We start from the raw sequence: 22261 nt of genomic DNA on the forward strand, positions 1-22261 counted from the left end.
CATGACGTCAACTGACAAAACAAAATATATGGAACAGGAGCTTTTATCCATTCCGTTCGGAAATAGCAAGATAGATGCCCTTTTCTACAGAAGCCTTCTCAGGGCTGACGAATCCGAGAAAGAGCCCGTGATGATTCATGTGCACGGATTTCTGGGCAATTTTCTCGAAGGAAGCCAGCGTTTTTTACCCCCTATTCTGGCGAAGTCCGGCTATTCGTCTCTTTCAATCAACACAAGAATGGCGACCTTCGGCCTCTTTTTCGGATACGGAATCATAGACGACACCATCCCTCAAATAGATACGGTCGTTGTGTATCTGAAGAACCTGGGATATAAGAAAATCATTTTATCCGGATACAGCGTCGGAAGCAGTATTGTTATGAGATACGCCTCGCTCAGAAACGATCCTTCCAGGTATCAGAGCTTAAGAGGAGTAGTGGGCATTTCCACTTCATATTCCACCCCTGAAACCATACGTATGAAATGGAACGGATGGAGAAGCGTCCCTTCGTATGACGAGATTTACAGAAGGGTAAAAGAGGCTCTTAAGCCCGACCCTTACAGCTCGGCGGAAGACCGCACTGTCATAATATACAGGGCAAGCGGAGACACGCTAAACCCGGAACATTCGGAGCTGTACACATTTAAAACATGGTGGCACCTGGCGAGCCCTGAGGCCGAGTCGGCAATGTGTTTCAGACAAATCGAAAAGGTAAAAATACCGGTCCTCCTGATTCAGGGGCGAAATGACGATACCCTGAAATCTGATGAAGCTATCGAGCTTGCAAAGATTGCGAAGAAGGCCGGCAATCGTGATGTATCCAGCATATACATGGACGCCGGTCACGGATTCGAGGGCAAAGAAAAAGAATTGGGAGAAGAGATTATAAAATGGCTCGACGCAAGGTTCGGCAACCAGCGACTTCCAGATCGGCATGATTAAAAGACAGCGACAACTAATCAGCTTCAGATCAAAAGACGACTTTTTAATACACTCCCTCTTGGTTACCGGCGAATACCCAAAGCGGGAAGACCTGATGAAATCCCCGATTATCATTTTAGTTCACGGCGTATTGGGACATTTTTTGGCGCGCGGAACACCGAGACAGCTGCCGGGAGCCCTGGCCGAAAACGGGATAAACTCCTTTTCGATAAACACCAGAATGGCCTATCTGGGTCAGATAAATGGAAATGCGATATTCGACAAGACGGTTTATGACATAGATGCGGCACTGGACTATCTTCGCGAGGAGGGTTTTTTAAATATATTTATACTGGGATTCAGCCTCGGAGCCAATCTGGCGGCTTACCATAATTCAATAAGAACATATAGTGAATTAAAGGGAATTATTCTCGAAGGATGCGCGTATTCACTTCCCGACTCTCAAAAAAGAAGATGGGACAAGTGGAAAAGCATACCATCTTACGGAGAGGTCTATGAAAAGGCGATCGAGCTTTTAGCCCCCGACCCGATATCAAGTAGAAATGACCGGATTTTCCTAGTCAACAGGGCATGGGGGGACACGCTCAATCCTTTTCATAATGAAATATTTACATACAAGACCTGGTGGTTTATGAGGAGCCCGGAGGCAGAGAATGCCAAAACATATAAAATCATTCCAGAGATGAAAACACCCCTTCTGTTGCTGCAGGGGGAGCATGACGACATCCTGGATGATTGGGAGTGTCGGGAACTTGCCCGATCGGCCCGGGAATCAGGAAACGGTGCGGTCGAATTCAATTATATTCCGGGGGCAAAGCACGACTGCATGGAAAATGCCGAGGCCACTGTTAACGCCATATCGGTCTGGGTCAAAACAGTATTGAAGCGGCAGAAATTAAAGGGAGAAAGTACAGGTTAAGCGGATTATCCGGAAAAGAATAATACACTCATTTCATTATACCTCTCAAAAATAAACGGCTGATTACCGCCCCCTGCCGCAGGCATATTCACTATTACTAATAGTCAGATTAAAACTCCCCCCATATCGATATACCCTGATTTGCATAACTACCTGACGAAAATTGTAAAAATGCGGCAAAGAAATAATCCCCTCATAAAAAAAAGCAAGCATTGCAGCAAGTTACAAGTCAGGCGCCTTATGGCATGGATTTTGCTCAATATATTTTTGTGCTGACCGGAATCGGTCATTTGCCCTGATGACTCCAAAAGCGAATATCGGATCAGGAGAGACATTTATGGATAACAGGCAGACAATAAATCTGGCCAATGATGAGCAGGGCCGTTCGAAGGTTGTAACCCTGAAATGGAGCGATATACTCGAGAGCGCTTTCGATTACTATTACAGCGAATACATGCCGGCATGGACTCTCAATCAGACCCGGCTGAACAACTCGGGCGATAAATTGTTCATATCCAAAAAAAGTACGGAATGGGTCAGCTGGGAAAAAATAAATAAACCGGATAGACCAGATATTGCGACCCTTTTTGACTTGCTCCCGGACCTCCCCGAGGATGAGAATTTTTGGAAGCTTATTAAGAAACTCGAGAATGAGGGAATAAAAGATCCCGAAGATCATTTTTGGGAAAATATTTTTTCATACGAAGCGGCTAAAGAAATAAGCGTAAACGAGAAAAAATATCATATAGAGTGGGAAGCCTGAATATTAATAAACCGGGGCCCTGAGCGCACTCAAAAAAACATCACTCCATTCTGATTGAAAGCAATAGGTGACCCGGCTAACTCAAAACACGTATAACGGGCCGGTTAGTCCCTATCATTTTCGACGCGCTACCCTGATTCACGGAAATTTCCAACAGCTCCGAGCTGCCCGTAATAGCGAGGAGTTCTCCTTTCCCCGCCTCGCCGTATGAGCTGACTATACCCTCAATCCTGACTTGATCGACATATACAATCGAGTCTGCCTTGATCATCTCGGCAGGAATGTTAGTAACGAGATTGCCAAAAGAATCCTCGTAAATTACCACGCCCTGAATTTCTCCGGACCTGACCTCGGGTTCAGGAATGTCGAGCGCTTCAGGTGAAGAAACACCCTCTCCGAGCTCGTCTATTCCCACACCCAGACCGAGATGCGCAGCAGCCGGGGCGAATATATCCCTGCCGTGAAAAGTGCTGCTCACGGCCTCAAGCATATAACTCCGGTTCGTTATTTCAACAGCTTTACACTCATCCTTGAGAGCGGGTATCAAAGAAAATACCCCGTTATCCGGGCCGACAAAATAATACCCGTGAGCTTCTACGGCTATTGGTTTTCTCGGCCCCCCGACGCCCGGGTCCACTACGACTACATGCACCGTTCCTTTCGGGAAATAACTGTAAAAGCTCCTCAGCTTAAAAGCCGCCTCGATAATGTTAAATTTTTCAATCCCGTGCGTAATATCCGTAATCACCGCCCCGGGGTTTATACCCAGAATAACCCCTTTCATCGCGCCCGCGTAATGATCTTTTAAGCCGAAATCGGTAGTCAGTGTAATGATCCTGTTCAATATATTTGCCTTTTTCCGAACCGGTGCTAAATTGCTCGATATTACAATAACTCAATTAAAAGGGATTGAAAAATGAAGCTCTATGTACTGGGGTCGGGCACATGCATTCCCTACGCCAAACGGGGTTCATCGGGATACGCTCTCGAACTTTCGGGAAATAAACTCCTTCTCGACTGCGGAAGCGGAACAACGGGAAAGCTGGCCAAAGCAGGGGTAAGCTACTTGAATATAGACCATATTCTTCTATCCCATCTCCACCCCGACCACACGGGGGACCTGGTCCCGTTCCTCTTTGCGACAAAATACGCCTACGGCTCAAAAAGGGAAAAGCCCCTTTCTCTGTGGGGAGGCGAAGGCTTCATAAACTTCTTCGACGCCCTCAAAAACGCATATGATGACTGGATTCTCCCGGACAATATGACGGTAAACGAGCTTGAAACCGGCAAAACGGAATTCGACGGATTTAACATCATTTCGTCCCCTACACCCCACATGGAAGGGAGCCTCGCTTTCAGAGTGGAAGAGAATGACAAATCAGTTGTTTACTCAGGCGACACCGACTACTCGGACGAGCTTATAGAACTGGCAGCGGACACCGACCTTCTCATCATCGAATGCTCCCTGCCCGATGAGGCCTCAAAAAGGAAAGGCCACCTTACTCCGGGAGAGGTAGCCGCAATAATAAACAAATCAGGGGCCAAAAAAATTGTTGTTACACACCTCTATCCCATATGCGATGAAGCACGTGTCGTGGAAACTATCAGGAAGAATGTAAGCGCGGAGGTAATTGAGGCTCAGGACCTGCTGGAAATGGAGATTTGAATCTGCGCTAAGTAGAATATAAATAATATCGGTTGACATCAAATAAGCTTAGAGCTTTAATGAAAACAGGAGGCAAAAAAAATGGAATTAATGGAAGCCATCGGCACCAGAAGGAGTATAAGATTTTTTAAGCCCTGGAAAGAGGTGGAGGACTGGAAGATACAGAGAATGCTGCAGGCCGCGAGGCACGCGTCATGCCAGGGCAACTGCGGATCTACAGAGGCGATAGTTATTGACAAGAAGACTTATCCCGAAGAAAAATTCGAACAATTAATCGAGTGCGCGTCAACATTCAACGAGATACAACTACGAACGGCTCCTGTAGTGATAGCGTGGCTCATAAACATGGACGCCTGGTACAAGGAGCTGGTCGAATCCTTTGCGGTGCTCTTTCCCGCAAGGGCTATCACGGCGGCGCACGGGTGGACATATAAAATCCTTACGGAAACCACTTATCCGCGCTTGATGAGTTTCCCGAGGGAGAGAGCCGAGGACCTCCTCAGAATAGAAGCGGGACAGGCAATCGCGAATTCTCTACTGGCGGCGACAGAGCTCGGCCTCGGATGCTGCCTTCTCGCGACAGGAAGGAAACCGGCCGAATTTCCCAAGGTGCTCGGAGTCCCTGAAAACATAGTTCCAATCTGGCTCATGGCGGTAGGGTACGCGGCCGAGTCCCCGGGACAGAGACCGAGAAAACGCTTTGACAGGCTTTACCACTACAATGAGTACGGTAATCCTCTGAAGGAAGACCAGGGAGTCAAGGAGGAGCTGAGACAGAAGAAGATGCTTCAGCCTATGGATCCCCTTCCGGGGAGGGAAGAGGAGCTAAGGCACATTTGCAGAATGTTCGGACTCAAGGAAGACATGCCTGACATGCCTAAGGACAAGATAAAAGCCCTTTACGAAGAGGACTCCATCTATTACGGAGAGGTTCCGCCGGGGCTTGAGGAAAAGGGCGTTTGATAAACCGGAAATGGACTAATTTGACTTGACCGGGGAGTAGGAAAGCAGTTCGATAACGGACTCTCTCACTTCCTCGACCGTTATTTCAGAAAGGCATCTCACGTGATAGGGACACGGGGGAGTATATCCGAATTTTGTACAGGGACTGCAGGGAACGCGCTTGTTAATCGCAATATGGTTATCCCCGGGGGGAGCCCACTTCCCCTGTATTCCTGCGCCGAAAAGCGACACCGTAGGCGTTCCGACACCGTACGCCACGTGCATCAAACCCGTGTCCCCGGTGACAAACAGGTTCAACAGGGAGATTATAGACGCGGTTTCCATGAGTGAGGTTTTACCGGTAAAATCGAGAACATGTTCATTGCCGGCTATTTCTTTAAACCTTAATGCATCGCGTTCGTCCGCTCCCCCGCCCACTATGACCGTTCCGATTCCCTCTGCTGATAATTCCCCCGACAGCCGGGCGAATTTCTCCACTCCCCACCTCCTTTCCCTTATCGTAGCCCCCGTAAACATCCCTGCGACAGCCTTTTTAGATTTTCCGAATTCCGAGATCGATTGAGCGAGCGCATTATCTCCGCCCGCGTCCACGGGAATAAACGGCTCATTTTCATCGAATTCATGGTTCTTCCCCGTAACGGCTGATATTAAATTCAAAAAACTGAGAACCTCATAGTCGCTCTCGGAATATTTGACCGGCAGGGTGAAAAGCTCCGCCCTCTCATTTGTCTCGAACCCAGCCCTCACTGAAGCGCCGGTCAGATAGGATAGCGCCGCTGTGAGCCTGTGCCACTGCTCCGTATCTATTACTATGTCATAATGCCGCTTCATTACCCCGTACAGGGTCTCGTGCGGCCTGTAATCATAGAGGATGAGATCGCTTATAAAAGGGCACCCTTCGAGAATTCCCCCGTTCCTCTTCTCGGCGAGAACATCTATCCGGGAGCCGGGGAAATTCTTCCTGAGTTCCGATAACGCCGGATACAGAAGCGCCGCGTCTCCAATCCCCCCGGGCCTGATGACAAGTATTCTCGGGTCGCCGTTATGAGACTCCTTTCTCGGATTGACCATCAGTTTCGCGACCAAACACCCGAGTCTCCCGAAAATACTATCGAACCTCTTAAGCCCTTCTGTCTTCCAGTTCATATAATATGTCCGATCCGGCCCTGCCCGGGCCCGCCGATAGATATATTATCGGTTGCCGTTTAGTATAAATCCGGTTGAAAAAAATAAGTAGGATGTAATAACAGGAAGCGAAAAAAAGACAAGACCCCCTTTGAGCAAGGCCAGAAAAATTACTAATTAAATCTCAACCGGTTATCAAGCCTGACAGGAAATGTTAATAAGCCCGTCACGCAACGGTAACATCATTGTTCAGATAAACGTCCTGAACCGCATTTAGTATCTGAACCCCCCCCTTCATGGATTTCTGGAAGGATTTCCTGCCGGTTATCAAACCCATCCCGCCGGCCCTTTTGTTAATTACCGCCGTCCTGACCGCCTGCGCGAGATCGTCCTCACCCTTCCCCGTTGACGCTCCGCCCGAGTTTATCAGACCCGCCCTGCCCATATAGCAATTTAAGACTTGATAGCGCGTGAGGTCTATCGGATGATCGGAGCTCAGCTTGGAGTAAACCCTCGGATCTGTCTTGCCAAAGTTGAGCGCAAGAAAGCCGCCGTTATTTTCAGCCTGTTTCTGCTTTACTATGTCCGCTTCTATCGTTGCCGCCAGATGATTGGCCTGTCCGGTTAAATCGGCGGAAAGATGGTAATCGACCTTTTCGGTCTTGAAGGCCGGATTCCTGAGATAGGCCCACAATACCGTAACCAGTCCGAGCGAGTGCGCGTAGCTGAACGCTTCCGATATTTCCTGAATCTGACGCGTGCTTTCATCGGAGCCGAAGTATATGGTGGCTCCTACGGATACCGCCCCCATCTGAAAAGCCTGGTCAACATTGGCAAACAGTATCTGATCGTACTTGTTTGGATACGTGAGTAGTTCGTTATGATTAATCTTTACTATGAACGGAATTTTATGAGCGTACTTACGGGATACTGCGCCCAGAACGCCGAGCGTCGAGGCAACGGCGTTACAACCCCCTTCGATAGCCAGTTTGACGATGTTCTCCGGGTCGAAATAAATAGGGTTAGGAGCAAATGATGCGCCGGCCGAATGCTCGATTCCCTGATCCACGGGCAGAATCGACAGGTACCCCGTACCCGCAAGTCTTCCGGTGTTATACATGAGCTGCAAATTTCTGAGCACTGAATTAGGTCGGTCAGACGGAATGAAAATCCGGTCTACAAAATCCGAACCCGGCAGGTGGAGGTTATTTTTGGAAACGGTTTTACATTTGTGATTTAAGAGATCGTCGGCCTCTTTCCCCAGGAGTTTTACTAAAGAATCCGTACCGCCCTTTATCTTAAGCTTTGCCATTCGCTCGCTCCGTTTTATTTTAATAGACTCGTGAATAAATCCTTGTTAGAGATTAACATGGTTTAGGATTCAAGGGTAGATACAACTACACGTACCCGGGGATATTTTCTGAAAATTCTGTGGAAACTAGTTCACAGCCATAGACACATGCTCTTTTCTTTCAGTCAGAATCGAGATTCCCGGAAGCTCGTCGCCGCCCAGGAATTCAAGAAGCGCCCCGCCGCCCGTGGAAATGTGTGTAATTTCCGAATCCAGCACCTCGGCTTTTCTTATTGAGGCAATCGTTTCTCCCCCTCCGACCACTGTCGTCGCTCCCCTCCACGTGGCAAGCGCCACGGCCCTTGCGACCTGTGTGGTGCCGGCAGCAAAATCCCCGACTTCGAAAACCCCCATAGGTCCGCTCCAGAATATCGACCCGGTACCCTTTATCTGATGGTTATATTCGGCTGCTGTTTTAGGCCCGATATCGAATCCCTGAAGGTCTTCCGGAATCCCCTCGTCTACAACCATGCAGTTCTTTCTTCTTTCGAAACTTCCGGCAACTACATGATCCACCGGAAGATATATCTTTTTCCTGTATTTTCTAAGCGCTTCTCCGGCCCATTCCACCAGTTCGTCCTCGACTATTGAGTTCCCTATATTAACCCCCTCCGCCTTGAGAAATGTATAAGCCACGCCTCCGCCCAAAAGCACTTTATCGGCTTTATCTATCAGATTTTTTAAAGCGTTTATTTTATCTTTGATTTTACCCCCTCCCACTATGACTACAAACGGGCGGTCAGGGTCTTCACGAAGCCGTGTGAGGAATCTGAGTTCCCTGCTTACTAAAAACCCGGCGACCTTTATATCGAAATAAGAGGCCATGCCGTAGGTAGAGGCGTGCTTTCTGTGCGAGGTTCCGAATGCGTCATTCACGTATATATCCGCGAACGAAGCGAGCTCCTTTGCAAATTCGGGGTCATTATCTGTCTCTTCCTTGTGAAATCTGAGGTTTTCAAGAAGCATTACCTCCCCGCCCGTCAGGCTTTCAATCGATTCCTTTACATCGGGACCTATAACCTTCCCTGTAAATTTTACGGATTTGCCCAGAAGCTCCGACAGGCGTGTTGCTATGGGTTTTATGGAAAGGTCTGCGATTGCTATTCCCTTCGGTCTCCCGAGATGCGATCCCAGGATTACCTTCGCCCCCCTTTCCACAAGATAATCGATGGTAGGGATGGCCCGCCTGATTCTGTAGTCCTCGCTGATTTTTCCGTCTCTGATCGGAACATTAAAATCCACCCTCACGAAAACCCTTTTCCCCTCAAGCTCAGAGTCGGGCAGGTCGGAAATAACGAGCTTGCTCATTAGAGTTTATCTCCTATGAACTCTATTAAATCAACAACCCTGGATGAGTATCCGTATTCATTATCATACCATCCGATTACTTTGACAAGATTACCCCCGATTACAGAGGTAAGCGCCGAATCGAGGACGGCCGAATGCGGATCTCCAATGAAGTCGGACGATACGAGCTCCTCGTCGACGTATCGAAGGTATTCCTTTAGCTCGCCTGAGGAGGCCTCTTTGAATTTTTCGTTCACTTCCTCGACTGTGGTGTCCTTTCCGACTTCGCATGTAAAATCTATAACCGAAACGTCCGCCGTAGGCACTCTCATGGCTACAGCCATTAACTTGCCCTTTAGTTCGGGGAAGATAATCTGTATCGCGTTTGCGGCCCCTGTGCTTGTAGGGATTATCGAAAGCGCTGCCGCTCTTGCCCTTCTCAGGTCCTTATGGGGCGCGTCCAGTATTTTCTGATCGTTCGTATATGAGTGAATCGTTGTCAGCTCGCCCCTTTCAATGCCGAAATTTTCATGGAGCACCTTTACAATCATCGCGAAGCAGTTTGTGGTACATGAGGCGTTTGAAATAATATTGTGCTTTTCAGTATCGTATTTATCGTGGTTTGCGCCAAGTACAGTTGTAAAATCCACATCGCCCTTGGCGGGGGCGGTAATCACTACCTTTTTGACCGTATTTCCGAGGTGTCTGGAAGCCTCCTCTTTGGACCTGAATACACCGCTCGCTTCGGCAACGATCTCGGCGCCGACATCATCCCAAGGTATATTAGAAGGTTCTCTCTCTGAAAAGACCCTGATGGGTTTTCCGTCTATTACGATGTGTCCGTTTTCGGACTTCACTTCGCCCTTGTAGGGCCCGAAAATCGAATCGTATTTAAATAGATGAGCAAGCGTATTTGAGTCTGAAATGTCGTTAATTCCGACGAATTCGAGGTCCTTCCTACCAAGTCCGATACGCAGAACGTGCCTTCCGATTCTTCCGAACCCGTTAATACCTACCTTGGTTGACATCAAAAATCCCTCCAGAAAAATATAATGTTAATATTATGTTAAGCTCAAACCGATTTAAAATTACCTTTTGAAACTATTGGAGTCAAGGTATCGCGCGCAGCATGAAATCTGCCAAAACCAACGCATTCCAGCCTTATTATTAGCAAAAACTTGTATTTGATACTTTTCCCTGATATTTTCAATCCTTATGCAAAGAAAAAAGGCCGCGATACTGGGAGCTAGCGGGTACACCGGAAGCGAGCTCATCAGACTTCTTCTCACGCACCCAGAAGTCGAAATCGCTCACTTAACAGCTGAAAAACACGCGGGCAGGAATATATCCGAAGTATTCCCGCATCTGAGAGGCTTTCTAAACACGGAGCTCAAACCCCTTGACCCGGGTTCAGTTCCCGAAGATATGGATATGGTGTTTCTGGCGCTCCCTCACGGCACCTCGGCCGCTGTAGTAAAAGAATTATTCAAAAGAGACATAAAAATAATCGATCTGGGAGCCGATTTCAGGCTCAGCCGTGATATGTACCGGAAATGGTACGGGGAGCATCCCTGCCCCGAGCTTATTTCGGAAGCGGTGTACGGAATACCCGAGCTCAACAGGAAGCGCATAAAAAACGCCAAACTCGTGGCTAATCCGGGATGCTACCCTACGTCCGCGATACTGGGGCTAGCGCCCCTCGTTAAGAATGATTTGATAGAGCCGGGGCACGTAATCGTCGACTCCAAATCGGGAGTGTCGGGAGCGGGGAGGTCCCCTTCCCTCGACTACCATTTCTCGGAGGTCAACGAAGGTGTAAAGGCGTACATGGTCGGTGAGCACCGCCACATGCCCGAGATCGAAGAGGTGCTCTCGAACTACTCCGGCTCTAAAGTAGAGGTCTCTTTCACTCCTCATCTCATCCCGATGGACAGAGGAATCCTCTCTACTATTTATGTAAGACTAAGGGAAGAGAAAAGCGTCCGGGAGCTTATCGACTTATATGAAGAGTACTATAAGGATGAGAGATTCGTTCGTATATCCCCCGAAAAGGTATATCCATCTACCTCGCAGGTCAGAGGGTCGAATTACTGCGATATAGGAATGACGGCGAACCCGGCCAATAAAACAGCCGTAATAGTCTCCGTAATAGACAACCTTGTAAAGGGAGCTTCGGGGGCCGCGGTTCAGAATATGAACCTGATGATGGGGTTCGACGAACCGGCGGGCATCGATACACCGCCCGTATTTCCTTAGACTCGTAATATATCCTCCCGACTATATTACAGAAGTATCGGCAGCCGCTACCCTTCTTATTCTCTCCACAGCCCTGGGCAGAATTTCGGACACTACGTCTATATCCTCTTTCGTCGTGAATCTTCCCAAACTGATTCGGACCGATGAGGATGCTTCCTGCTTCGACATCCCCATTGCCAGCAGGACATGAGAAGGATCGACTTTCCCCTCGGAACACGCTGAGCCCGTGGATACCGCGACTCCTTCAAGATCGAGGCTCATGGAAAGCGAGCCTCCGTCCACTCCGGCAATACTCAGATTAAGGGTATTCCAGAGCGTATTTTCTTTAAGCCCGTTAAGAGTTACATTATCCGTACGCCGTAGTATTTCACTGTACAATCTGTCCCTTAATTCCTTTACCCGTGCTTCATCTTCCTTCATTTCGGTCTTTGCGAGAGCGGCGGCCGTTCCCAACCCCACAATTCCGGGAACACTTTCAGTACCCGATCTTACCCCTCTCTCCTGCCCGCCGCCGTGAATAAGTGTTGCAATCTCAAGCTCCCTTAATAATCCGTCCCTTATGAACAAAGCCCCCGAGCCTTTGGGGCCGTAAAATTTATGCGCTGAAACGGTGAGCAGATCGGCGGGTATTTTCTTAACGTCTATCTCCAGTTTGCCCGAGGCCTGCACTGCGTCAGTATGGAATATAGCCCCCCTTTGCTTTACGATTTCGGCAATTTCCGTAACGGGCATGACCGTTCCCGTCTCATTGTTGGCGTACATGCACGAAACAAGCAAGGTTTCATCGGTGACGGCCTTTTTAAACGCTTCGGTATCTGGAAGACCGTACCCGTCGACCTCAAGGTAAGTAACTTTGAATCCGCGCGCCTCAAGGTATTTGAAAACCTCGAGCACCGACTCGTGCTCGACCCTCGTAGTTACCAGATGATTCCGTTCTTTCCCGAGCTTTCCGAACACCGTCCCTTTAATGGCGAAATTGTTGCTTTCGCTCCCGCCGGATGTAAAAAATATTTCCCGGGGACTCGCGTTTATGAAATCCGCGACCTCTTCCCTCGATTTGTCAAGGGCCGCCCTCGCCCTGCTTCCAAACGAATGTATACTCGACGGATTCCCGAAATCGTCTTTCAGGTAAGGCATCATAGACTCAAGAACCCTCGGGTCTAAAGGCGTCGTAGCGTTGTTGTCGAGATATATCTTTCTCATGGAATCACATGCGAAGTCAGTTTTTGAGCACGAATTCGTAGTTTACATCAGGAAGCCGCCATTCTAAATAACCGGCGCATTTAAATCAAATCCGGATGTTCGTCGGATTTTAAGAAGGGACTCGTATTCCTGTTTTACTATTTCGATAAATTCCAGTGCCAGTTTTGAGGGCTTTCGGTCCCTGTGCCATGCGGCGACAACCGTTCGCTTTGGAAACTGGCCTTTAATTTTTCTGTACACGCAGCTCCCGGACGAATCCGTCATGACCAGCATCTTCGGCACAAGAGAAATCCCGTTTCCAAAAGAAACACAGTGCTGTATTGTGGACAGATTCCACGTGCGGCAGATAATTTCCGGATTTATCTGTTTCTCGTAGCAGAAGTTATTGACCTGCTCGCCCAGGCAGTGCTCCTCGTCAAGCGCGATGAACGGGATATTAACCAGGTCTTTGATTCTGATGTCCTGCAAGTCGTTTAGGGGATGTCCATCCGAGAGAGCCAGAACCAATGGGTCTTCGAATAGAGGCTCCGTTTTGATGAGCTTGCTGTCGATAGGAAGACTCATAATCGCAAGGTCTAGCTCCAGATTTATCAAGCTCTTCACCAGCCTGTCCGTAAGATTCTCGGTGATCGAAATCTGCGCCTTCGGATATTCCTCGCTGAACATATTCAGGGTGCCCGGAAGTAGGTACGGAGCTATTGTGGGAATCATGCCTACGGAAAGAGTCCCGATACCGGAATGAACATCCCCCAGAATTCCGGATTTGATTCCGTTTGCTTCTTTTAGGATCAGCCTGGCGCGGGGCAGTAAAGACCTTCCGGCTTCCGTTAAAGCCACACTGCGCCCGAGCCTTTCGAACAGCTCCTGGCCGAGTTCGTGCTCAAGTTTTATGATCTGCTGGCTAAGTGAAGGCTGAGCGACATAACACCTTTTGGCTGCTTTACTAAAACCCCCGGTCTCGGCTACTGCAACAAAGTATCTCAATTGATGAAGTTCCATAGCTCAACACGCATCCATAGGAAATAACTATACAATACATAGACAAATAATATTAGACAACTATAGCCAATAAGTTTATTCTACAGATGGGCTAAATAGTAGGGAGGTCTAAAATGACTAAGAAAAAAACGCTTAATACAGCTCACGACAGTATTGTAGGAGATATGAATACTAACGGTGAAACCAAGTGCCCGTTTACAGGTGGAATGTCAAAGCACAGCGCTGGTGGTGGCACTTCAAACCGAGACTGGTGGCCGAATCTGTTGAAATTGAACATCCTCCGCCAACACTCTTCTTTATCCAATCCTATGGGCGACGCGTTCAACTACGCCGAAGAGTTCAAGACCCTCGACCTGGATGCAGTAAAGAAAGACATCTTCGATCTTATGACCACATCCCAGGACTGGTGGCCAGCCGACTATGGTCACTATGGGCCGCTCTTCATTCGGATGGCGTGGCACAGCGCCGGTACTTACCGCATCGCCGACGGCCGTGGTGGCGGAGGCTCCGGCAGCCAGCGCTTTGCGCCGCTAAACAGTTGGCCTGACAATGCGAACCTCGATAAGGCACGCTTGCTGCTCTGGCCGGTCAAACAGAAATACGGCAAGAAAATCTCTTGGGCCGATCTGATGATCCTCGCCGGCAACTGCGCCCTCGAGTCAATGGGCTTCAAGACATTCGGTTTCGCTGGCGGACGTGAGGATGTTTGGGAGTCTGAGGAAGACATCTATTGGGGTTCTGAAGCCGAGTGGCTTGGAGACAAGCGTTACACCGGCGACCGGGAACTCGAGAATCCCCTCGGCGCCGTTCAGATGGGACTGATCTACGTGAATCCGGAAGGTCCAAACGGAAATCCTGATCCTCTCGCGGCAGCCCGTGATATTCGCGAGACCTTCGGACGCATGGCTATGAATGACGAAGAGACTGTCGCGCTTATTGCCGGCGGACACACATTCGGCAAAACCCATGGTGCCGGCGATCCAACCCGGTATGTTGGCCCGGAACCCGCAGCCGCGGGCATTGAGGAGCAAGGACTAGGCTGGAAAAACACGTTCGGCAGCGGCAATGCAGGCAACTCTATTACCAGCGGCCTCGAGGGCGCATGGACTACAACGCCGACAAAGTGGAGCCACAACTACTTCGAGAACCTGTTCGGCTACGAATGGGAGCTATCGAAGAGCCCAGCCGGTGCGCATCAGTGGAAACCGAAGGATGGAGCAGGCGCCGGTACGGTGCCGGATGCACACGACCCGTCGAAGAGTCACGCACCATTCATGCTTACGACGGACCTTTCCTTGCGGATGGACCCTATCTATGAGCCGATTTCAAGACGCTTTTACGAGAATCCGGATGAGTTCAAAGACGCCTTCGCCCGGGCGTGGTTCAAGCTTACGCACCGCGATATGGGTCCACGCACACGCTATCTCGGCCCGGAGGTGCCAGCGGAAGAGCTGATCTGGCAAGACCCTATCCCAACCGTTACGCATGAGCTGATTGGCGATCAGGACATCGCTGCACTGAAGGGTAATATCCTTGCCTCAGGACTGTCAGTGTCTCAACTGGTATCAACCGCTTGGGCGTCAGCATCAACGTTCCGTGGCTCCGATAAACGCGGCGGCGCGAATGGTGCACGTATTCGCCTTGCGCCGCAGAAGGATTGGGAAGTCAACGATCCAGCTCAATTACAGGCAGTGCTGAAGACGCTTGAGGGCATCCAAAAAGAGTTCAACGACGCCCAGACCGGGGGTAAGATGGTTTCACTCGCCGACTTGATCGTTCTGGGCGGATGCGCAGGCATCGAGCAGGCGGCGAAGAATGCCGGTCACGAAGTGACAGTGCCCTTTACACCGGGACGTGCCGATGCGTCGCAAGAACAAACCGATGTGGAATCCTTCACCTACCTCGAGCCGGCTGCAGACGGATTCAGCAACTACTTGAAGACAGAGTACACCGTATCGGCAGAGGAAATGTTGGTTGACCGGGCGCAACTGTTGACGCTGACCGCTCCTGAGATGACGGTTCTCGTTGGCGGCATGCGTGTACTTAACACTAACTTCGGTCAGTCCCAACATGGCGTCTTCACTAAACGCCCGGAGGTGCTCACCAATGACTTCTTCGTCAACCTGCTCGATTTGGGCACGACGTGGAAGGCGACTTCGGAGGCCGAGGAAGTGTTTGAAGGCCGTGATCGTACGACAGGCGAACTCAAGTGGACCGGTACCCGTATCGATCTCATCTTCGGTTCGAACTCAGAGCTCCGGGCTCTCGCTGAAGTCTACGGATGTGAGAACTCTCAAGAGCGGTTTACGCAGGACTTTGTGGCGGCGTGGACTAAGGTGATGAACCTTGACCGCTTCGACCTGACCTGATTTCAGTGCTGTTTGGCTGGCCGAAAGGCTAATCATTTTCTGTTGCTGGGCTCGGCAATACTTGAAGGTCCAGTCATTCTGAGTCCATCGATTCACTCGGAATAAACTTGGCTGAAGATAATTTCTAAAGCAAACAAAAGAGAGGGACTTAGGTCTCCCTCTCTTTTAATCCCATAATCCTGAACCCAGTCAAAAGATGTATCCTTTTATCCTTACCCTTTCCCGACATTACAGAACGATTTCGATCAAGTGAGGAATCGGATGCCCTTGCCTACCGGGGAGGAATTAAAATATTTTAGACGTAGTAATTTATTTTTAGCTATTTCTGTTTAGTCGGTGATTTTTGCTTCTTTTCATCCAGGAAAAGAAGTATTTCTAACGCGTTGTCAATGCCCGACTCCGAAGGAGCCACTGCAATCTCATCTCTTGCACTCTATCTCGAATCCTGAATCGTGCATCTTTCTTCATTTCAGCCCGCTCGTCCTGAGTCCAATCGAAGGACGTTAACTTTTCGAAAAACACATAAGGTGGTCTTTTCGGGAAACACACGGATTTTTTCAGAAAACACACTACGTGTGTGCCTATGGGACCACTATTGACCCGGCTATAAGAATATGTGATTATTTAATTTTGTCCGCGCTATAACATGATACTTACATTAAGCTGGCTTAGAGAATACGTCGATTTTGATATTTCGCCTGATGACTTGGCCGAGAGGCTCACCATGGCCGGGCTCGAGGTGGAATCGGTCGAGCACAGGGGTAAAGGGCTTGAAAATGTGGTAGTGGCGGAAATCCTTGATATTAAACCACACCCGGACGCTACAAAACTCTCACTCTGCGACGTTTCAGACGGCGAGAACCGCTATAACATAGTCTGCGGAGCAACTAACATGAAAGCGGGCGATAAGGTTGCGCTTGCGAAAATCGGCACCACTCTGCCCCCGGGACCGAAATTCCCCGACGGACTCAAAATAAAGAAAGCAAAGATAAGGGGCGAAGTATCGGAAGGGATGCTGTGCGCCGAAAATGAGCTCGGCTTGGGAGAGGAAGGGGATGGAATCATGATTCTTCCCGAATCGGCAGAGACGGGAAAAAGGCTTGTGGATGAGTACGGGCTTGAAGATGTTTTATTCGAGATTGGAATTACCCCCAACCGTCCCGACTGCCTGAGCGTCGTAGGAGTTGCGAGAGAGGCGGCTGCAATATTGGGGGGCAAAGTAAAATTCCCCGATTTAACCGTATCCGAATCCGGAGAAGGCATTCAGAACCTCGTAAAGGTAGAGCTTCTTGACCGTGAGAAGTGCCCGCGGTACTCCTGCCGGATAATAAAGAACGCCCGGATCGGGCCTTCCCCGCTCTGGCTTAAAACGAGGCTCGAATCCTCGGGGATCAGACCTATCAATACTGTGGTGGATGTAACGAACTACGTCCTGCTCGAGCTCGGTCAGCCCCTCCACGCTTTTGACTATGACCTCATTGAAGACAGAAAGATCGTGGTGAGGTCGGCTGGAGAGGGAGAGGTAATCGAGACGCTTGACGGCGCCGAAAGAAAACTCACTCCGGACGACCTTCTTATTTGCGACGGGAAGAAACCGGTTGCTCTTGCGGGCGTAATGGGCGGCGCCAACACGGAGGTATCAGAAAGCACGAAAAACATCTTACTCGAAAGCGCTTATTTCGAGCCTCTCTACGTGAGAAAAACATCGAGAAAAACAGGGCTCAGGTCCGAATCCTCTTATAGGTTCGAAAGGGGCGTCGACCCGAACGGCATAACGGACGCGCTGGACAGGGCCGCAGAGCTGATAAGAAAACTCGCGGGCGGGGAGATAGCCAGGGGCAGAGTGGATGAATACCCGGCTATAATCAAACCCGCCGAAGTCAAGCTGTCTTTAAAGCGCGTGAATTCCCTTTTGGGAACAGACATAGACTCAAAAAAAATAATTCAAATAACCCGGGGACTGGGACTGGAAAGCACCGATTCCTCGGACGGAGAGTTCACCTTCAGGATACCCACGTACAGGGTGGACCTGACAAGAGAAATAGACTTAATAGAAGAAATCGCCAGGCTCCACGGGTATGACAATATTTCAACGACTCTGCCTTCGGTACTGATGAGATCAGAGGGGGTCGGCAAAGACAAACTTACTCGGGACAGGATCAAACAAATCCTCATGTCGGACGGTTTTTATGAAGTGATTAATTACAGTTTCGACGACAACGAGCTTTTGAGCCTTTTCAGCAAAAGTGAGTCGCTCGGAATCCTCAACCCTCTGACGAGGGAAAGCTCGGCTATGAGGACAAGCCTGCTGCCCGGCCTAATACGTAATACCGTTTTGAACCTGAACCGCCAGGAACAGGATGTAAGACTGTTCGAGTCAGGAAAGGTCTTTTTCCCGACGGAAGAGGGTAATCTGCCGAAAGAAATTACAAAATTAGCTGCGGCTGCAACCGGAAGGAGACAGCCGGAATTCTGGGATAAGGAGGAATTTGATTTCTTCGACCTAAAGAGCGTTCTTGAAAAATGCTTTGATGCGCTGTCTGTTCGGGAAAGCGTAAATTTCAGACGCACTCCGGAAATCGGATTTCTCCACCCGGGAAAATCAGCTGTAATAATGATTGGAGATGAGGAAGCGGGCTTCATCGGAGAGCTGCATCCCGACCTGAGTGAAAAACTCGAAATCTCAAAAAAATTATATGTTTTCGAAATCGACCTCGATAAAGCCGCAACCAAATCGAAGGACAGGAAAAGGTTATTTAAAGGGCTTCCGAAATTCCCTTCGGTCAGGAGAGACATTGCTCTTATCGTGAATGATGAAATCCCTGTCAGCAGTATTCTCGAAGAGATAGACAGGGTAGGCTCGGAGTTAATCGAAGACGCTCAGGTATTCGACGTGTTCACCGGCGGCCCTGTAGAGAAAGGAAAAAAGAGCGTTGCCGTGTCACTTCAGCTCAGAGCCTCGGACAAAACACTGACCGATGAAGACATTAACGAAGTGCAGAAGAAAACCCTTAAAAACCTTCAATTGGCTATCGGAGCCGAATTGCGTACAATATAGCTAAGAGAGGAGAGTAAGAATAATGACAAAAAAAGAACTCGCAGATGTTATTCATACAAAAATAGGCTTATCCAAAAGAGAATCGGCCGAGATAGTAGAGTTCTTCTTTGAAATCGCCAAAGACAGGCTCGGCAACGGCGAGGGAATAAAACTGCCCAGATTCGGAAGCTTCCGTGTCCAGAACCGGAAGGCAAGAAAAGGCAGAAACCCCGCCACCGGGGAGACGATCGAAATAGCCGAGAGAAAAGCGGTTGTATTTAAACCCAGCAGATTCCTCCGCGATGCTATAGACAAACAAACCGCTTGATGAATGAGCAAGATCTATAGTAACTTCAAGAGCCATTTCAAGCAAAACATTCTAACGGGTGTTCTGGTTACAGTACCATTCGGTCTTACCATTTGGATATTATACATACTTGGCTCGTGGATCGTATCCCTTGTAAGCGCACCCCCATCAAAACTGTTCGGAAGCCCACTCGGAGAACTACCCCGGGGAATCCATGAAATAGTAGCATTCTTGATAGGCCTTATAGGAACACTTTTAATAGTCCTCGTCATCGGTGCGGTAGCCAGAAATCTGGTGGGCAGAAGGCTTGTCAACTTCGGAGAGGGCATAATATCGAAGATTCCCCTGGCAAGAACCATATATATAGCCACCAAACAGGTTATCGAGACGCTGTTCATGGGCACGGGAATGAAAAAGCTGAAAAGGGTAGCCCTGTTCCAGTATCCCAGAAAGGGAATTTACTCGATCGGATTTATAACAGGGACTCTTGAGCCTGGAATGCATCATAACCAGACGGAGAAGAGACTCGTCAGCATCTTTGTGCCTACAACTCCCAACCCTACCAGCGGGTATTATATAATGGTTCCCGAAGAGGACGTCAAGGAGCTTTCCATAACCATAGAGGACGCGTTCAGGATAATAATGTCCGCGGGACTTGCCGCCAATAATATAGATAATGCTGGCCCGGGTAAGAAAAACTATCCAAAAATATGACATGCTCCTTCCCGGAGAAAAGGTAGTAATGGGTGTCTCAGGGGGGGCGGATTCCATCGCGCTCCTTCATATTCTTAATGAGCTGAGCGACTACCGTCCCAGAATTATAGTCGCACACCTGAATCATGGAATAAGGGGAAATGAAGCAGAGAGGGACTCGGAATTCGTCGGCAGGATTGCGGACTCGTTAAATCTCCAGTTTGAGTACGGGGAAGCAGACACACCCGTATACAAGGAGAAATCAAAATTAAGCCTAGAAGAGGCGGCGAGAGCGCTCAGATACGAGTTCTTCCATAAGGTCAGGGAAAAACACCGCGCCTCTAAAATTGCGACCGCCCATACGCTCGACGATCAGGCCGAGACCGTATTGATGAGGCTTATAAGGGGAAGCGGGCGTCCCGGGCTTTCCGGCATCCCTCCCGTCTCGAAACCTCATATAATAAGACCACTGATTGACACGAGCCGCTCCATGGTAGAGGAATATCTTCGATCAAGAGGCATCCCCTGGATCGAGGACTCGACAAACGAGCTGCGAACACTCCTCAGAAACAGGATAAGACTTGACCTTATTCCCGAGCTAAAGAACTATAACCCCCAAATAAAAGAGACGCTCGCGCGGACATCCGACATCCTGAGGCTTGAAGACGACTACATAAAACGGGAGGGGGAAAAACATTTCAAACGCATATTCAGCAAAGACGAAAAAGAACTGACAGGCAAGTTAGAAAAATATAAGCGCCTTCACGCAGCTCTCAGAATGTCGGTCCTGAGACTGGCGCTCGACCACACGGCGAGCCTCAAAAACGTATCATCGGTTCACCTGATCTCGGCGGATGAATTCCTTACTTCAGCCGCTCCGTCAGGCGAAGTCTCTTTCCCCGGAGGCATCGCCGTCGCCAAGGGATACGACTATTTTCTCGTCACCTCGCAATCCGGGCTTAAACGGGAATTCTCGCATACCATACCGTCAACAGGAAAATGGAGCTTCCCGGAACTCGAAGTCGAAATAGAAAAGGCAAGAGCGGAATCCTTAGCGGAGGAAAGCGAAAATCTTGTTTATCTGGCTCGGGAAGCGGTTGAGTTCCCGATTGAGGTAAGAAGCTTTAAACCCGGTGACAGGTTTATCCCCCTTGGAATGAAGAACCGTAAAAAGCTGAAGAATTATTTTATAGATTGCAAAATCCCGCGTTTTTTGAGGTATAGAATTCCGGTTTTTACAAGCAACGGGGAGATTATGTGGCTCGGAGGGCTCAGGATCGACGAGAGATTCAAGTTGAAGAATAAGGGTAAAGAGGCGCTCAGATTCAAACTTACGAGACCCCGGCTTTTCCCCGGTTAGCCCCCATTACTATCCCCGGCGTTCAAAACCAAGTAGGCCGCGCCTATGATCCCCTCGTCGTCCCCGAGCACGCTTCTCATAATCCTTACCCTCTCCGCGGGAGCCTTGAGTCCCCTCTTCTTAAGTTCCGACCTTGTACGGTCTATGAACATCTCCCATCCCTGAGATACGCCCCCTCCTATCACTACCATCTCCACATTTAGAATATTAACCACATTCGCAATACCTATCCCGAGCGCCTTCCCGAACTCATCCCATATTCCGAGCGAGGCTTCGTCCCCTCCCAGGGCAGCTTTGGAAACCACTTCGGGTATCCTGCCCGGGTCAATGCCTTTGACCTCCTCCGTGAGTACGGTTTCAACTTTAGGGTCTTCGAGTATATCTCCGACCATCCTTCTGATAGCCGAAGCGGAGGAATAAATTTCAAGGCACCCGTAATTCTCGCAATTGCATTTTGCCCCGTCCGGATAAATCTTGGTATGCCCGATTTCCCCTCCCATGCCGTCAGCGCCCCTCCACAATTTTCCGTCGAGAATTATTCCGCCCCCGACGCCCGTGCCGAGCGTCAGCATTACGAGCGAGCCCACCTCTTTTCCCGCCCCCAGCCACCATTCCCCCACGGCTGCGCAATTGGCGTCGTTTTCCACTATCACAAGGGGACCCTCTCCCAGCTTCCGCTTTAATACATCCCTTATCGGATAATTTTCCGCTTTGGAAATATTAGGGGCCTGAGTAATTACGCCGTTCTTTGAATCGATTATTGCCGGAATGCCGAATCCCACTCCCGCGGGGCTCTCGCCTTCGCTGAGCTTGTTGATCAGGCCGACAAGGTTTTCCACAACGGCCTCTATACCGTCGTGGGCCTCCGAGGCAATTTTCTCCCGTCTCAGTATTTTCCCGTTTTGATCAACCAGGGCGCCCCTGAGGTTGGTGCCGCCTACATCTATACCGATTACTCTCTTTTCCATAACCTCTTCCTTTCGTGCTGAAAATTTCACTCTATACTGTACAATATGAATG

The 22261-nt window shown here is 49.4% G+C and carries 19 protein-coding genes; 11 read left to right on the forward strand and 8 right to left on the reverse strand.

Going from position 1 to position 22261, the window contains the following annotated elements; all coding sequences use genetic code 11:
- The first annotated feature begins 1 nt into the window (after position 1).
- The 3 genes from RIG61_08795 to RIG61_08805 all read left to right on the forward strand — a co-directional run bounded on the left by RIG61_08795 (position 2) and on the right by RIG61_08805 (position 2625).
- A complete protein-coding gene (locus RIG61_08795) occupies positions 2–943 on the forward strand; it encodes an alpha/beta fold hydrolase (GenBank protein ID MEQ9619256.1) in 942 nt (313 codons plus the stop codon).
- Positions 944–1037: 94 nt separating this feature from the next.
- Complete coding sequence (locus tag RIG61_08800) at positions 1038–1862, forward strand: alpha/beta hydrolase (GenBank protein MEQ9619257.1); 825 nt, start codon at positions 1038–1040, stop codon at positions 1860–1862.
- Between the two features lie 337 nt (positions 1863–2199).
- Positions 2200–2625, forward strand: a complete 426-nt coding sequence (locus RIG61_08805; GenBank protein MEQ9619258.1) for a hypothetical protein — start codon at positions 2200–2202, stop codon at positions 2623–2625.
- A gap of 76 nt (positions 2626–2701) precedes the next feature.
- Here RIG61_08805 and RIG61_08810 read toward each other — a convergent pair whose 3' ends face one another.
- Positions 2702–3469: an SAM-dependent chlorinase/fluorinase gene (locus RIG61_08810; GenBank protein ID MEQ9619259.1), complete on the reverse strand. Its 768-nt coding sequence runs from the start codon at positions 3467–3469 to the stop codon at positions 2702–2704.
- A 72-nt stretch (positions 3470–3541) separates the two neighbouring features.
- Here RIG61_08810 and RIG61_08815 point away from each other — a divergent pair, with 72 nt between their 5' ends.
- Entirely contained in the window at positions 3542–4291 is a 750-nt protein-coding gene (locus RIG61_08815) for a ribonuclease Z (GenBank protein ID MEQ9619260.1), read from the forward strand.
- Positions 4292–4372: 81 nt separating this feature from the next.
- On the forward strand, positions 4373–5254 hold the full coding sequence (locus RIG61_08820) for a nitroreductase family protein (GenBank protein MEQ9619261.1): 882 nt from the start codon (positions 4373–4375) through the stop codon (positions 5252–5254).
- Positions 5255–5269: 15 nt separating this feature from the next.
- Here RIG61_08820 and RIG61_08825 read toward each other — a convergent pair whose 3' ends face one another.
- From RIG61_08825 to gap, 4 genes are all read right to left on the reverse strand, one after another.
- Positions 5270–6400 carry a glycosyltransferase family 9 protein gene (locus RIG61_08825; protein ID MEQ9619262.1) on the reverse strand — a complete coding sequence of 377 codons (1131 nt, stop codon included), beginning with the start codon at positions 6398–6400 and terminating at the stop codon, positions 5270–5272.
- A 205-nt stretch (positions 6401–6605) separates the two neighbouring features.
- The gene (locus tag RIG61_08830) at positions 6606–7691 is read right to left on the reverse strand and encodes a class I fructose-bisphosphate aldolase (GenBank protein ID MEQ9619263.1); all 1086 of its coding nucleotides are present in this window, start codon (positions 7689–7691) and stop codon (positions 6606–6608) included.
- A 126-nt stretch (positions 7692–7817) separates the two neighbouring features.
- Complete coding sequence (locus RIG61_08835) at positions 7818–9038, reverse strand: phosphoglycerate kinase (GenBank protein MEQ9619264.1); 1221 nt, start codon at positions 9036–9038, stop codon at positions 7818–7820.
- Positions 9038–10045: a type I glyceraldehyde-3-phosphate dehydrogenase gene (gene gap / locus RIG61_08840; protein MEQ9619265.1), complete on the reverse strand. Its 1008-nt coding sequence runs from the start codon at positions 10043–10045 to the stop codon at positions 9038–9040. The genes RIG61_08835 and gap overlap by 1 nt, the downstream gene beginning before the upstream one ends.
- Before the next feature lie 187 nt (positions 10046–10232).
- Here gap and argC point away from each other — a divergent pair, with 187 nt between their 5' ends.
- Complete coding sequence (argC, locus tag RIG61_08845; protein ID MEQ9619266.1) at positions 10233–11273, forward strand: N-acetyl-gamma-glutamyl-phosphate reductase; 1041 nt, start codon at positions 10233–10235, stop codon at positions 11271–11273.
- Positions 11274–11294: 21 nt separating this feature from the next.
- Here argC and RIG61_08850 read toward each other — a convergent pair whose 3' ends face one another.
- Positions 11295–12476, reverse strand: coding sequence for a cysteine desulfurase family protein (locus RIG61_08850; GenBank protein ID MEQ9619267.1), 1182 nt, complete (start codon positions 12474–12476; stop codon positions 11295–11297).
- A 63-nt stretch (positions 12477–12539) separates the two neighbouring features.
- Entirely contained in the window at positions 12540–13475 is a 936-nt protein-coding gene (locus RIG61_08855) for a LysR family transcriptional regulator (protein ID MEQ9619268.1), read from the reverse strand.
- Between the two features lie 164 nt (positions 13476–13639).
- On the opposite strand from RIG61_08855, the gene katG reads away from it, so the two are divergent.
- From katG to tilS, 5 genes are all read left to right on the forward strand, one after another.
- Entirely contained in the window at positions 13640–15844 is a 2205-nt protein-coding gene (katG, locus tag RIG61_08860) for a catalase/peroxidase HPI (protein MEQ9619269.1), read from the forward strand.
- A 646-nt stretch (positions 15845–16490) separates the two neighbouring features.
- Positions 16491–18902, forward strand: coding sequence for a phenylalanine--tRNA ligase subunit beta (gene pheT, locus RIG61_08865; GenBank protein MEQ9619270.1), 2412 nt, complete (start codon positions 16491–16493; stop codon positions 18900–18902).
- Positions 18903–18924: 22 nt separating this feature from the next.
- Positions 18925–19209, forward strand: a complete 285-nt coding sequence (locus RIG61_08870; protein ID MEQ9619271.1) for an integration host factor subunit alpha — start codon at positions 18925–18927, stop codon at positions 19207–19209.
- A 3-nt stretch (positions 19210–19212) separates the two neighbouring features.
- A complete protein-coding gene (locus RIG61_08875; GenBank protein MEQ9619272.1) occupies positions 19213–19902 on the forward strand; it encodes a DUF502 domain-containing protein in 690 nt (229 codons plus the stop codon).
- Between the two features lie 28 nt (positions 19903–19930).
- A complete protein-coding gene (tilS, locus tag RIG61_08880) occupies positions 19931–21241 on the forward strand; it encodes a tRNA lysidine(34) synthetase TilS (protein MEQ9619273.1) in 1311 nt (436 codons plus the stop codon).
- Here tilS and RIG61_08885 read toward each other — a convergent pair.
- Positions 21238–22209, reverse strand: a complete 972-nt coding sequence (locus RIG61_08885) for an ROK family protein (GenBank protein ID MEQ9619274.1) — start codon at positions 22207–22209, stop codon at positions 21238–21240. The genes tilS and RIG61_08885 overlap by 4 nt on opposite strands.
- Positions 22210–22261: the final 52 nt, after the last annotated feature.

The organism is Deltaproteobacteria bacterium, from assembly GCA_040223695.1.
GTDB lineage: Bacteria > Desulfobacterota_D > UBA1144 > Nemesobacterales > UBA2774 > JAVKFU01.